16 protein-coding genes are annotated in these 12,524 nt (G+C 71.1%); 7 read left to right on the plus strand and 9 right to left on the minus strand.

All coding sequences use genetic code 11. The features are described 5' to 3' along the window. Positions 1-107: 107 nt before the first annotated feature. Together ACZ6SA_RS06030 and ACZ6SA_RS06035 are read left to right on the plus strand one after the other, a co-directional pair. Positions 108-650, plus strand: a complete 543-nt coding sequence (locus ACZ6SA_RS06030; RefSeq protein WP_347649189.1) for a type 1 glutamine amidotransferase domain-containing protein — start codon at positions 108-110, stop codon at positions 648-650. Between the two features lie 156 nt (positions 651-806). Further along, positions 807-2,333: an amino acid permease gene (locus ACZ6SA_RS06035; RefSeq protein WP_347649190.1), complete on the plus strand. Its 1,527-nt coding sequence runs from the start codon at positions 807-809 to the stop codon at positions 2,331-2,333. Between the two features lie 78 nt (positions 2,334-2,411). Here the strand turns inward: ACZ6SA_RS06035 and ACZ6SA_RS06040 are convergent, their stop codons facing one another. Continuing rightward, positions 2,412-2,876 carry a MarR family winged helix-turn-helix transcriptional regulator gene (locus tag ACZ6SA_RS06040; protein WP_465826853.1) on the minus strand — a complete coding sequence of 155 codons (465 nt, stop codon included), beginning with the start codon at positions 2,874-2,876 and terminating at the stop codon, positions 2,412-2,414. Between the two features lie 30 nt (positions 2,877-2,906). Between ACZ6SA_RS06040 and ACZ6SA_RS06045 the strand changes: the two genes are divergently transcribed. Further along, positions 2,907-3,995, plus strand: a complete 1,089-nt coding sequence (locus ACZ6SA_RS06045) for a GNAT family N-acetyltransferase (protein WP_465826854.1) — start codon at positions 2,907-2,909, stop codon at positions 3,993-3,995. Then, entirely contained in the window at positions 3,992-4,315 is a 324-nt protein-coding gene (locus ACZ6SA_RS06050) for a type II toxin-antitoxin system VapC family toxin (protein ID WP_465826855.1), read from the plus strand. Before ACZ6SA_RS06045 ends, ACZ6SA_RS06050 begins: the two co-directional genes overlap by 4 nt. Positions 4,316-4,321: 6 nt before the next feature. On the opposite strand, the gene lipB is transcribed toward ACZ6SA_RS06050, so the two are convergent. Further along, on the minus strand, positions 4,322-4,957 hold the full coding sequence (gene lipB / locus ACZ6SA_RS06055) for a lipoyl(octanoyl) transferase LipB (RefSeq protein WP_347649194.1): 636 nt from the start codon (positions 4,955-4,957) through the stop codon (positions 4,322-4,324). Between the two features lie 119 nt (positions 4,958-5,076). Here lipB and ACZ6SA_RS06060 point away from each other — a divergent pair, with 119 nt between their 5' ends. From ACZ6SA_RS06060 to ACZ6SA_RS06070, 3 genes are all read left to right on the plus strand, one after another. After that, positions 5,077-5,625, plus strand: a complete 549-nt coding sequence (locus tag ACZ6SA_RS06060) for an RNA polymerase sigma factor (protein ID WP_347649195.1) — start codon at positions 5,077-5,079, stop codon at positions 5,623-5,625. Further along, a complete protein-coding gene (locus ACZ6SA_RS06065) occupies positions 5,622-6,191 on the plus strand; it encodes a hypothetical protein (protein ID WP_465826857.1) in 570 nt (189 codons plus the stop codon). Before ACZ6SA_RS06060 ends, ACZ6SA_RS06065 begins: the two co-directional genes overlap by 4 nt. Before the next feature lie 273 nt (positions 6,192-6,464). Then, positions 6,465-7,340: a CPBP family intramembrane glutamic endopeptidase gene (locus tag ACZ6SA_RS06070; protein ID WP_465826858.1), complete on the plus strand. Its 876-nt coding sequence runs from the start codon at positions 6,465-6,467 to the stop codon at positions 7,338-7,340. Here the strand turns inward: ACZ6SA_RS06070 and ACZ6SA_RS06075 are convergent. From ACZ6SA_RS06075 to ACZ6SA_RS06105, 7 genes are all read right to left on the minus strand, one after another. Further along, positions 7,325-7,516, minus strand: coding sequence for a PspC domain-containing protein (locus ACZ6SA_RS06075; RefSeq protein WP_106243857.1), 192 nt, complete (start codon positions 7,514-7,516; stop codon positions 7,325-7,327). The genes ACZ6SA_RS06070 and ACZ6SA_RS06075 overlap by 16 nt on opposite strands. A gap of 62 nt (positions 7,517-7,578) precedes the next feature. Continuing rightward, the gene (locus ACZ6SA_RS06080; protein WP_347649198.1) at positions 7,579-8,085 is read right to left on the minus strand and encodes an HAD domain-containing protein; all 507 of its coding nucleotides are present in this window, start codon (positions 8,083-8,085) and stop codon (positions 7,579-7,581) included. Further along, positions 8,082-9,002, minus strand: coding sequence for an AraC family transcriptional regulator (locus tag ACZ6SA_RS06085; protein ID WP_347649199.1), 921 nt, complete (start codon positions 9,000-9,002; stop codon positions 8,082-8,084). Before ACZ6SA_RS06085 ends, ACZ6SA_RS06080 begins: the two co-directional genes overlap by 4 nt. A gap of 60 nt (positions 9,003-9,062) precedes the next feature. After that, positions 9,063-9,824: an ABC transporter ATP-binding protein gene (locus ACZ6SA_RS06090; protein WP_347649200.1), complete on the minus strand. Its 762-nt coding sequence runs from the start codon at positions 9,822-9,824 to the stop codon at positions 9,063-9,065. A 1-nt stretch (position 9,825) separates the two neighbouring features. Continuing rightward, the gene (locus ACZ6SA_RS06095) at positions 9,826-10,767 is read right to left on the minus strand and encodes an ABC transporter ATP-binding protein (protein WP_347649201.1); all 942 of its coding nucleotides are present in this window, start codon (positions 10,765-10,767) and stop codon (positions 9,826-9,828) included. Continuing rightward, positions 10,767-11,609, minus strand: a complete 843-nt coding sequence (locus ACZ6SA_RS06100; RefSeq protein WP_347649202.1) for an ABC transporter permease — start codon at positions 11,607-11,609, stop codon at positions 10,767-10,769. The genes ACZ6SA_RS06095 and ACZ6SA_RS06100 overlap by 1 nt, the downstream gene beginning before the upstream one ends. Further along, positions 11,606-12,523, minus strand: a complete 918-nt coding sequence (locus ACZ6SA_RS06105; RefSeq protein WP_443154541.1) for an ABC transporter permease — start codon at positions 12,521-12,523, stop codon at positions 11,606-11,608. Before ACZ6SA_RS06105 ends, ACZ6SA_RS06100 begins: the two co-directional genes overlap by 4 nt. Between the last annotated feature and the right edge of the window lies 1 nt (position 12,524).

Raw genomic sequence — 12,524 nt, forward strand, 5'->3', positions numbered from 1 at the left:
GTGACCTGGCCTCCCACCCTACGACGGCCCTTCCTGGCACGCGACCGCATACTCCCGAACCCACCGGATAGGGGGCGGGAAACAGCCGAAACCAAGGGGGAGATCGCATGATGCAGGGCAAGACCATCGCGTTCCTCGTCGCTCCTGAGGGGGTCGAGCAGGTCGAGCTCACCGAGCCGTGGAAGGCGGTCAAGCAGGCGGGCGGCACGCCCAGGCTGATCTCCACCGCGCCCGGCCAGATCCAGGCGTTCAACCACCTGGACAAGGCCGACACGTTCGCCGTGGACGACACGGTGGACAACGCCGACGTGGGATCCTTCGACGGGCTCGTGCTCCCCGGCGGCGTGGCGAACCCCGACTTCCTGCGTACGGTGCCGCGGGCCGTGCAGTTCGCGCGCTCGTTCTTCGACGCGGGCAAGCCGGTGGCGTCGATCTGCCACGCGCCGTGGACTCTGGTCGAGGCGGACGTCGTACGCGGCCGCACGCTGACGTCCTGGCCGAGCCTGCAGACGGACCTGCGCAACGCCGGCGCCACCTGGGTGGACCAGGAGGTCGCGGTGTGCACCGCCGGGCCCAACATGCTGGTCACCAGTCGCAAGCCGGACGATCTGAAGGCCTTCTGCCAGGCCGCGACCGACGCGTTCGGATAGGAGCGCGGAACCGACGGAGAGGGAGGGCGCCGCACCTGGCGCCCTCCCTCGTCGTCGAAGCGTCGTCGAACCGGCGTCAACGCCTTGTCCCCTGGAGAGAAATGGTCTAGATGTAGACCAAATGGAGCGTCCTCCATGCCCCCCAGGGAGACCTCAGTGACCACTGAAGAGGATTCCAGGCGACTCGCCGAACTCGGCTACAAGCAGGAGCTTGCCCGCACCTGGAGCGGATTCTCGAACTTCGCCATCTCCTTCTCGATCATCTCCATCCTCGCCGGCTGTTTCACCACCTTCGGACAGGCCTGGAACAACGGCGGCCCCATCGCCATCTCCTGGGGCTGGCCGCTGATCTCCGTGTTCATCCTGATCATCGGCTTCTGCATGTCGGAGCTGGTGTCGGCGTACCCGACGGCGGGCGGCATCTACTGGTGGGCCGCCAAGCTGGGCAAGCCGATCCACGGCTGGTTCACCGGGTGGCTCAACCTGATCGGCCTCATCGCCGTCACCGCGTCCGTCGACTACGGCTGCGCGACGTTCCTCAACATCACCATCAACCGGCTGACCGGCGGAGCATGGGAGGGCACGCTCCCGCAGGCGTTCCTGCTGTTCGTGATCGTCCTCGCGCTGCACGCCCTCATCAACATCTACAGCCACCGGCTCATCTCGCTGCTGCAGAACGTCTCCGTCTGGTGGCACGTGGCGGGCGCCGCGATCATCGTCGCCATCCTGATCTTCGCGCCGGACGACCACCAGTCGCTCGGCTTCGTCTTCGGCGGCACCAACGACAGCTCCTTCGGCACCGGCTCAGAAGGGCTGCCCTTCTGGCTGTACGTGCTGCCGCTCGGCTTCCTGCTCACCCAGTACACGATCACCGGCTTCGACGCCTGCGCGCACGTGTCGGAGGAGACGCAGGGCGCGGCCAAGAGCGCCGCTCGCGGGCTGTGGCAGTCGATCTTCTACTCGGCCATCGGCGGATGGATCCTGCTGCTGTCGTTCCTGTTCGCCGCGACGAACGTGGACGCGCTCAACGAGCAGGGCGGCTTCGTCGGCGCCATCTTCGAGACGGCGCTGTCGTCACCGCTGGCCACCGCGATCTTCGCGATCTCCACGGTCGGCCAGTTCTTCTGCGGGATGAGCTGCGTGACGTCGATGTCGCGGATGACGTACGCGTTCGCTCGTGACGGCGCGATCCCCGGCTGGCGGCTGTGGTCACGGGTCGACCGCAACCGCACCCCGGTCAACGCCATCCTCGGCGGCTGCGTCACCGCCGCGCTGATCACCCTGCCCGCCCTCTACGCCCCTCCCGGCCTGACCACGCCGGTCGCGTTCTACGCGGTCGTGTCGATCGCCGTCATCGGGCTCTACCTGGCGTTCCTCATCCCGATCTGGCTCCGCCTGCGCATGGGCGACGCCTTCACCCCCGGCCCGTGGACGCTCGGCAGGAAGTACAAGGCGCTGTGCTGGATCGCCTGCGTCGAGATCGTGATCGTCTCGATCTACTTCGTCATGCCGTTCTCTCCGGAGGGCGTTCCCGGCAACCCGGACTTCACGTGGACGTCGGTCAACTACGCGCCGATCGCGGTGGGCGTGGTGCTGATCGGCATCGCGCTGTGGTGGGTGCTGTCGGCCCGCCACTGGTTCACGGGCCCCCGCCGCACGATCGACGAGGTCCCCGTCCCCTGACGCTCACCGTGGGTACGGCTCGCGCGGGCCGTACCCACGACTCGGCGCAGCGGCGCGGCCCGCTCTCTCCGGCGCTGCTCACGCGGGTTCCTCCAGCTTGCGGGCGATGCCTTCCAGCGCGGACAGGTCCGCGGGCGAGAGCCGGTCGATGACGTGGCGGCGGACCGATTCCAGGTGGGCCGGGGCGGCCTCCTCGAGCGTTTCCATGCCGTGCTCGGTGAGGACCAGATAACAGCCCCGGCCGTCGTCCGGGTCGGGCTCGCGCCGTACGAGACCGCGGGTCTCCATGCGGGTGGCGTGCCGCGACAGGCGGCTGCGCGACCAGCCCATCTTGGCGGCCTGCTCGTGCAGCGTGCTGGTACGGCCCGGGCGCTCGGAAAGTGTGCTGAGCACCTCGTAGTCGGGCTCTGACAGGCCGATCGCGGCCAGGTCGTGCGTGGTGCGCGACTGGATCGCGATCATCATGCGGCGCAGGGCGCGCCAGGCGCGTTCCTCGTCCGCGTCGAGCCAGCGCACGGTCTCTCCCGAGCTTTTCTTTGACATGTAAACAAGTTACCAGCTAGCTTCATTTCCATGTCAACGAAACCTCTGCGGGTCCTCGTCCTCATGTGCAGCACTCGTCCCGGCGCCCTCGGCCCGGCGGTCGGCCAGTGGCTGGTCGACGCCATCGCGCCACGGGCGACGGAGCTGGGCGTGGAGCTGCTGCCGGTGGCCCTCGGCGACCTCGCCCTGCCGTTCCTGGACGAGGAGGAAGAGCCGGCGTCCGGCCTCTACCGGCACGAGCACACCAAGAGGTGGAGCGCGATGGTGGACGCGGCGGACGGCTTCATCGCGGTCACCCCCGAGTACAACTACGGCATGCCGGCGGCCCTCAAGAACGCCCTCGACTACCTGGGCCGGGAGTGGGCGTGGAAACCGATGGGGTTCGTCAGTTACGGCAACACCTCGGCGGGCACCCGGTCGGTCCAGCACGCCAAGCAGGTGGTGACCACGCTGCGGCTGGTACCGCTGGGCGCCACGGTCGCCCTGCGCATCGCCGACGCCCTCGACGACGGACGGGTGCGCCCGGACGCCGGCCGCGACCGGGCCGCCATCGGCGTCCTGGACGAGCTCGCCCGCCTCGCCCACGCGCTGCGCCCGATGCGCGAGCGGACCCGCTCAGATCCTGGGCCGGTGCCGGGGTCGTACGTGAGAGCGCTGACCCCGGACGACGCCCCGGAGGTCCTGGTGCTCCAGCGTTGCTGCTGGCTGGAGGAGGCTCTGGCCAACGACACCCTGGCCATCCCCGCCCTGGAGGAGTCGCTGGACCAGGTCCGCGCGTGGCTGGCCACCTGGCAGGCCACGGGCCTGTGGCGGGACAGCCGCCTCCTGGGCATGGTGCGCACGCGCCGCGTGGACGACGACTGGCACGTGAGCCGCCTCGGCGTCGTCCCCGATCTGCGCGGCCAGGGCGTGGGGCGCTGGCTGCTCCGCGAGGCCGAAGCCGCGGCCGACGCCTCCTGCCGCCGCATCGTGCTGGCCACCGGCGCCCGGAGCCGGCGCAACCTCAACCTCTACCATGCTCAGGGATACCGCACGGAGTCCTCCGACGGCGCCACGGCCTTCCTCGCCAAGCCCGCCACCGCGAACGGCGCCGTCCGCGAGCCGACCGGGGCGAGGTGACGGAACCGCCGCCCGGCAACTTTGTCATGCCGTTCTCGCCGGAGGGCGTGCCCGGCAACCCGGGCTTCACCTGGACGTCGCTCAACTACGCGCCGATCGCGGCAGAGCAGGCACGGGCCGACTATCTCGCCCTCAGCATCTCGCGTTACGAAACCAGGGGCATCTCGGATCGGGTCTGGGAGCTGCGGCACAGCTACACCGCGTACGACGCCTCTTGTCTCGCGCTGGCCGAGGCATTCGAGGCTCCCCTCCTCACCTGTGACGGCAAGCTGGTCGGAAGCGGGCACAACGCCGACGTGCAGGTGTTTCCGCGCGCCTGACCCCGTTCAGGAGGCCTCGAAAGCGGCGGCCACGGCCGCGCGGACGTCCGCCATCGAAGCCGCGCCCAGCTCGCGCCTGAGCGAGGTCATGTCGACGTCGGGCATCCCGCAGGCGACCGCCCAGTCCCACGGCGTGAGGTCGCCGTCGACGTTGAGCGCGAACCCGTGGCTCGTGACGCCCCGGCTCTGCCGCATCCCGATGGAGACGACCTTGCGGCCGGTCCCGGCCGTCCAGACGCCGGTGAGCAGCTCGGAGCCGGGCGGAGTGTCGCGGCGCTCGGCCGGCAGGCCCAGCTTGCCCAGCGCCTCCACCATCCGCAGCTCCACCTCGCGGACGTAGTCGACGATGCCCTGGTCGTCGTCGAGCTTGACGATCAGGTAGCCGACCAGCTGCCCGGGCCCGTGGTAGGTGAGCTGCCCGCCGCGCCCGGTCTCGACCACGGGGATGCCGCGCGCCGGGTCGGGCAGGTGGTCGAGCGGGGTGCGGCGGCCGACCGTGTAGACGGAGGGGTGGCTCAGCAGCCAGAGTGTGTCCGGTCGTTCGTCCCGCTGGCGCTGCCCGACCAGGTCGGTCATGCGCTCCATAGCCTTGTCGTAGTCGACGAGCTCATCCTCGATGAGCGTCAGCGGCCTAGCCCTCATGACTTCGAGGATAAGCCGCCGCCGAAGCCACACAGCACGCGCCCCGAACGACCACTCTTGTAACCCTTCGGCCACTTCTCACCAAGCAGGGGTGTCAATCGACGAAGGGAGCATGGCCGGTGCGTCGCAAACAGCCGAAGATCGCCACGGACCCTGCGGCTTTCGAGGCCTTCTACCGGCGACATGTCGATGCCGTCACGCGCTTCCTCGCCCGCCGCGTCGACGACCCGCACACGGTCGCGGACCTGGTGGCCGAGGTGTTCGTCGCGGTGCTCGACTCGGCCCACACCTACCGGGCCGACCTGGGCACGGAGATCGCCTGGTTGTACGGCGTGGCCCGCAACACGATCTCAGCCGAGCGACGGCGGGTCTACCGGCAGCACCAGTTGACGGACCGGATGAACGGCCGCCGGCAACTGGCCGCCGACGACGTCGCCAGGCTCGAAGAGCGCATCGACGCGGAGCGGGACGCCAGGACGGCCTTCGCGGCCATGGAGGAACTGCCGGAAGGGGAGCGCGCCATGCTGGAGCTGGTCGCCATCGACCAGCTCACGGTCACGGAGGCGGCGCACGCCCTAGGTATCCGTCAGGGCGCCGCCAAGGTACGCCTGCACCGCGCCCGCCGGACGCTACGGAACCTGCCCTTCGTCATGGATGGAGCACGATGAGCTTCGAGGAGCAGTTGCTGATGGATCTGAAGACCGAGATCGCCGCCCGCGCCGACCGGCGTCGCCGCCTCACCCGCACCCGGTCCGTGCTCGCAGTGGCCGGAATGGCCGCCGTGGCCGCCGTCGCCGTACCCCTGCTGACCGGCACCGGGACACCCGCGTACGCCGTGAGCACGAACACCGACGGCACGATCAGCGTCGAGATCAACGAGTTCAGGGACGCCGACAAGCTGGAGGCCGACCTCCACGAGGCCGGCGTCCAGGCCGACGTCAGCTACGTGCCGATCGGCAAGCAGTGCGAGCCGGGGCGCGGAGCGGTCGTCGGCGGGGAACCGGGCGGCATCGAGGAGTTCCGCAAGTCCGTGAGTTACAAGGCCGCCCGCGTCCGGACCGGAGGCGTCGACATCCACCCCCGGTACGTCGCCCAGGGCCAGACCCTCGTGATGGAGTTCGCCGAGAACAAGGAGAGCTCCGGCAGGCCGGACGTCACCGCGCGCTTCAAGGCTCAGGTGATCGCCGGTCCGGTCAAGCCCTGCACCCTCGTCGACTGGAACGTCACGCCGTAACGGACGCTTCACGGGAACCGCGTCGAAAGGGAGGGCCGAGGGTTCCGGCCCGGCGCGGTGGTGGCCCGGCTCTGATCGGAGCCGGGGCACCACGCCGTGAACGCCCGGCTGTTACGCCGCTGTTAGCGCGACCTCAGAAGACTGCCTCCTCGACACCGGCCCCTCGGAAGGGAGCCGGACGGAAGGAGCAGCCAGATGGAACACCCGCCCAGCGCTGAAGACGCTGAAGTCCGTCACAGCGGACGAGGAGCCTGGCACCGAGTGGCCCGGCTCATGAGGGATCATCCCCTCACCGGCTATTTCCTCATGACCTTCACCCTGTCCTGGTGCTGGATGGCCCTGGCGTTCGGCGTTCTGCGGCTCCCCATGATGGGAGTCGGCGGAACCCTGGGACCGCTGATCGGGCCGTGCCTGTCCGCCTTCGTCATGACGGCGGTCACGCAGGGCAGGGCGGGCGTGCTCCGCCTCCTGAGGCGGTTCGTCCTGTGGCGGGTCTCCCCGCTGTGGTACGTCGCGGTCCTCCTGGGCTGGCCCCTGCTCGTCGTGGCCGCCGTTCTGGCTCATGCCGGCACGCTCGACGTCCTGCGAGCTCCCGCCCTGGGGTTCGGCCTGACGTACCTGGGCGCCTTCGCGCACATCCTCGTGCTCGGCGGCCCTCTCGGAGAGGAACCGGGGTGGCGCGGCTTCGCTCTGCCGGGCCTTCAGGAGCGCATCGGTCCTCTGCCCGGATCGCTGCTGCTCGGGGCGTTGCACGCCATCTGGCACCTGCCGGTCTTCCTGCTGGTTCCCGGCTACAACGGCAGCCCGACGGACCTGCCGGGCATGCTCGTCGTGTTCGCGTGGTTCACGGCCGGCGTCACCGCGGGGGCGGTGACCTTCACGTGGCTGTTCAACAACACGCGCGGCAGCCTGCTCATAGCGATGCTGCACCACGCGACCGCCAACTGCGTGGGTTTCGTGATGCAGGGCTTCTTCGCCGGCGCGGACGTACTCGGCGCTCTGGGCCAGGTCCGCGCGCCCCTGCAGATCGCCCTGGCGCTGGTCGTCATCGCGGCCACTCGGGGACGCCTCAGTTACGGACGCCACCGGCGCGAGATCGGCGCCCCCGGAACCGACGACCGGCGCTCCGAGGGTTACGCCGCCCGGTAGCCCTTCGGCTCCTCGGGGACGAGGATCCACATCGCCACGTAGACCACCCAGAGCGGCCCCGGGATGAGCGAGAGCAGCAGCCAGAGGATCCGGACGAGGGTGGGAGGAAGGCCCATCTTGTCGGCGAGACCGCCGCAGACGCCGGCCAGAATCCTGTGCTCTCTTGAGCGGTACATGCTATGCCTCCGTGTGGTTACGACCTACCCGTACAACGGACGAGGAGCCCGACGGACTCCCGTCAGGAACCCTGAGAAAACCCTGTAAGGGTCAGCCACTCACGGGCCATGCCCAGATGTCGGCTGGTCAGGCCCCGCATCGGGTCCACGTGGATGAGCAGGAAGTCGGTCAGCCCCTGACGCACCCTGAGATAGTCCTCGTCCTCTGCCCACACCTGGTCGTCGAACCACACGAACGGCCGCCGCCCGGCGTAGGCGGCCACGTGCGGGGTCTTGAACATCTCGCCGTGCTCGCTCGGGGGGTCGGTGGTCAGCGGGATGACGGGGAGCGAGGGCAGGCCGATCCTGGGCGCGATCCAGTCGTTGGCGTGCTGCTCCCACGTGGTCGCCCAGACCAGCTCGGACCCGGTGGCGATGGCCAGGTCGAGCAGCCTGCGACCGTGCCTGGGGTTGAGGTGCACGGTGTAGACCTCGCCCCCGATCGTGCACCGGTAGCGCCGGTAGTCGGGCGTCGGCCGGCCCATGGGGTTGAGCACGCCGTCGACGTCGAGCAGCAGCAGCGGCTTCACAGCGGGGCTCCCGCCCGATGTTCCTGCGGGCTGACGCCGTGGACCCGCTTGAACGCCGCGCTCAGCGCGAACGGGCTGCCGTAGCCGACCTTCCTGGCGACCGAACCGATCGTGGTGTCGGGCTCGCGCAGCAGGTCGGCGGCCAGGGCCAGCCGCCAGCCGGTGAGGAAGGCCATCGGCGGCTCGCCGACCAGCTCGGTGAAGCGCCTGGCCAGCGACGCCCTGGACACGCCCACCTCGGCGGCCAGCCCGGCCACCGTCCAGGGGTGGGCGGGGTCGTTGTGCATCATCCGCATGACCCGGCCCACCACCGGGTCACCCATGGCACGGAACCAGCCGGGCGCCTCGTGGGTGGCGAACCAGGCCCGCAGCACCGCGATGAGCAGCACGTCGAGCAGCCGGTCGAGCACGGCCTCCTGACCGGGCTCGTCCTTGACGATCTCGTCGGTGAGCAGCGCGATGATCGGGCCGCCGGGCTGCACGATCAGCCGGGGCAGCGCTTCGAGGAGCCTCCTGCTGACCGCGCCCTCCAGGTTGTAGGTGCCGGTCAGCATGACGGTGCCGCCGTCGGGGTCGTTGCCCCACGTGCGCACGCCCAGGTCCATCGTCCCGGCGAGCGGCCGCCCGTCGGGCGTCGCGCAGTGCTGGCCGGGGTGGATGACGACCTGCGGCTCGGTGCCGGGGCAGTCGGCCACGGTGTACGGCTCCGGCCCCCGGACGACCGCGACCTCACCCGGCCGCAGGCGTGCGGGTGCGCCCGCGTCGAGCACGATCCACGACTCGCCCGACACCTGGGCGATCACCGACAGCGGGGCCTCGTCCTCGATGCGCAGCGACCAGGGCGGGGCGAGGACCGAGCGGAGCAGGAAGGCGCCGCGGGCACGCGGGCCGTCGAGAAGCGCCGCGAGCTGGTCCATGGGTCAGACGATCGCATAGCGGATTGCGCATCTCAACCACGGGCAGCCGTACGGATATCGTCAGCGGACGACCCTGGCCGGGTCCCACCCGGGCCGGGGCACCGAGTCGAGCAGCAGCCTGGTGTAGGGGTGCTCGGGCTCGGCCAGCACCCGCGCGACCGGCCCCTGCTCGACCACCACTCCCCGGTGCAGGACGAGCGTGTCGTCGCAGAGGTGGCGCACCACGGCCAGGTCGTGGCTGACGAACAGCAGGGCGACGCCCGAGTCGCGGCGCACCTGGGCGAGGAGTTCGAGGATCTGGGCCTGGATCGACACGTCCAGCGCGGCCACCGCCTCGTCCAGCACCAGCACCGACGGCTCGACCGCCAGGGCTCTGGCGATGGCCAGGCGCTGGCGCTGGCCGCCGCTGAGCTGGTGGGGCCGCGCCCCGGCCTCGCGGGCGCCGAGCCCGACCTGGTCGAGCAGCTCGCCGGCGCGTGCGCGGTCCCTGCCGTGCAGCCCGAGCGCCGTGCGCAGGCACTCGGCCGCGGTGAGCCGGGGGTCGAGCGAGACGTACGGGTCCTGGAACACCATCTGGATCTCGCGGGCCCTGCGCAGCCTGGCGGCCCTGCCGCGCTCCTTGAGGGTGCGGGCCCTGCCGTCCACGGTGATCGTGCCCGAGTCGGGGGCGACCAGACCGACGAGCATGCGGGCGATCGTGGTCTTGCCCGACCCCGACTCCCCCACCAGGCCGAGCGAGCCGCCCGCGGCCAGCTCGAAGGAGACGTCGGCGGCGGCCACCGCGCCGTCGTACGACTTGCACAGGGCGTGTACGGCGAGCATGTCAGGCCTCCACCAGGCGGCAGGCGGCCCAGCCGCCTGGCACGGTCACGGGCTCCGGCCGCCACTCCTCGCAGGCGCCGGTGGCGTGCGGGCACCGGGCCGCGAAGGGGCAGCCGGTGAACACGTCGTCCAGCGAGGGCGGCCGGCCGGGGATCGGGCGGATCGGGCGGGGGTCGTCGAGCTCGGGCGTGCAGGCCAGCAGCCCCGCGGTGTACGGGTGGCGCGGGTCCTCGAACAGTTCCTTGGCCGGCCGCGACTCGACGACCGTGCCCGCGTACAACACGTGCACCCGGTCGCAGAAGGCGGCGGCCAGGTGCAGGTCGTGGGTGATGAACAACATGCCGAGCTCGCGTTCGGCCTGCACCCGGCGCAGCAGCGCGAGCGTCTCGGCCTGGGTGGTGACGTCGAGCGCGCTGGTCGCCTCGTCGGCGAGGAGCAGCGCCGGGTCGGCGGCCAGCGCGGCGGCGATGACCACGCGCTGCAACATGCCGCCCGACAGTTCGTGCGGGTACTGCCGCAGGTGCCGTTCCGGCTCGCGCAGGCCGACCGCGGCCAGCAGCTCCAGCGCCCGCGCGCGGGCCTCGGCCTTGGGCCGGCCCAGCGTGTGCACCATGCGCTCGGTGAGGAAGTCGCCGATCCTGCGGACCGGGTTGAGCGACGAGCGCGGGTCCTGGTAGATCATCGACACCTGCGTGGCGCGCAGGTCGCGCAGCGTGCCCGGGTCCATCGTGAGCACGTCGTCGCCCGCGACCAGCACCCGCCCCGACACCGTCGCGTGCTGGGGCAGCAGGCGCAGCACCGAGCGGGCGAGGGTGGACTTGCCGGAGCCGGACTCGCCGACCAGGCCGACGATCTCGCCCCGGCCGACGGTGAGCGAGACGTCGCCGAGGATCGGCCGCCGCCCGCCCGCCCCGATGGTCAGCCCTTCGACGGACAACACCATCACGTCCCCCTCACGCCCATGCGGTCGGCCAGGCGCACGCCGATCACGTTGAACGACACGACCACGAGCGCGATGGCCGCGCCCGGCACCAGCACCGGCAGGAACGCCCCCTGCACGATCGCCGGCTGCCCCTCCTTGACCATCAGCCCCCAGTCGGAGGACGGCGGTTGCGCCCCGAACCCGAGGAAGCTCAGCGTGGCCAGGCTCATCAGCCCCTCCCCGAACAGCACGACCAGGTAGCCGACGATCGAGCGCGCCATGTTGGGCACCAGGTGCCGCACGCAGATGGTGAAGCCGCCCATGCCCTGCACCCGGTAGGCGTCGATGTACGGCTTGGCGCACTCGCCCAGCGCGACGCTCCTCGTGTAGCGGGCGATCGTCGGCGTGTAGGCCAGGCCGAGCGCGACGACGGCCGTGGTCATCCCGTTGCCGAAGACGGCCACGATCAGCACGACGAACAGCAGGCCGGGGAAGGCGTACATGACGTCGGTCAGCCGGGCCACGACGGTGTCGACCCAGCCGCGGTGCCAGGCGGCCAGCGTGCCGAGCGCGACGCCGAGGACGGAGGCGATGGCGAGGAGCAGCAGCGGGCCGACGAGCGAGGTGCGGGCGCCGTACAGGACCCGGGTGAGCAGGTCGCGACCCGACTGGTCGGCGCCCAGCGGATGCCCGGGCGACATGGGCGCGAGCGTGGCGGCGAAGTCGACCGCGTCGGGCTCGTACGGCGCCACCACCGGCGCCAGCAGTGCCGCCGCGACGACCAGCCCGAGGAAACCGCCGGCCAGCCAGTAGCCGAGGGGCCGCGCGGGCCCCGGCGAGAGCGCGGAGACGACGGTGGTCACGCCCGCCTCCTCACCCTGGGGTCGATGAGCGGCTGCAGCAGCTCGACGAGCGTGGTCACCACGATGTACGCGGCCACCATGAACAACATCACCGCCTGGGTCACGGGGAAGTCGTGCGTGTTGATCGCCTTGACCAGCAGCGAGCCGATCCCGTTGAGGCTGAACGCGGTCTCGACGACCACGGTGCCCGCCAGCATGCCGGCGGTGACCAGCCCGCACATGGTCACGATCGGGCCGAGCGCGCCGCGCAGGACGTGCCTGGTGACGATCAGCCGTTCGGCCAGCCCCGACGCGCGGGCCACGGTCACGTGGTCGAGCTCGCGCTGCTCGACCATGGCCTGCCTGGTCACCCGGCTGATGATCGCGAGGGCGCCCAGCGCGAGCGTCACGGCGGGCAGCGTCAGGTGCCACAGCGACCCGCCGCCCATGACGGGGAACCAGCCGAGCTGCACGCCGAACAGCGAGATCAGCACGGCGGCGGTGACGAACGACGGCACCGAGGTGGCCAGCGTGGTGCCGGCGACGACGGCGGAGTCGGTGCGGCCGCCGCGGACCGCCGCCAGCACCCCGAGGGCGACGCCGAACACCACGAACAGCACCGACGCGTACGCCACCAGCCCGAGCGTGCTCGGCAGCCGGGCCAGCATCAGGTCGAAGACCTGGTCGTTGTACTGCATCGAGCGCCCGAGGTCGCCGGTCACGGCGTCGCCCAGCCACCGCGCGTACTGCACCAGGAACGGGTCGTCCAGGTGGTACTGGGCGCGGATGGCGGCCAGGTATTCGGGGGTGAGGTTCTCCTTGCCGCCCGCCAGGAACGTGACCGGGTCGCCGGGCGCCGCGTACGACGCCCCGAAGATCACGAACGAGGTGGCGAGCAGCGTGGCGACCAGCCCGGCCAGCTTGCGGACCGCCACG

The organism is Nonomuraea sp. NPDC049378, from assembly GCF_055586745.1.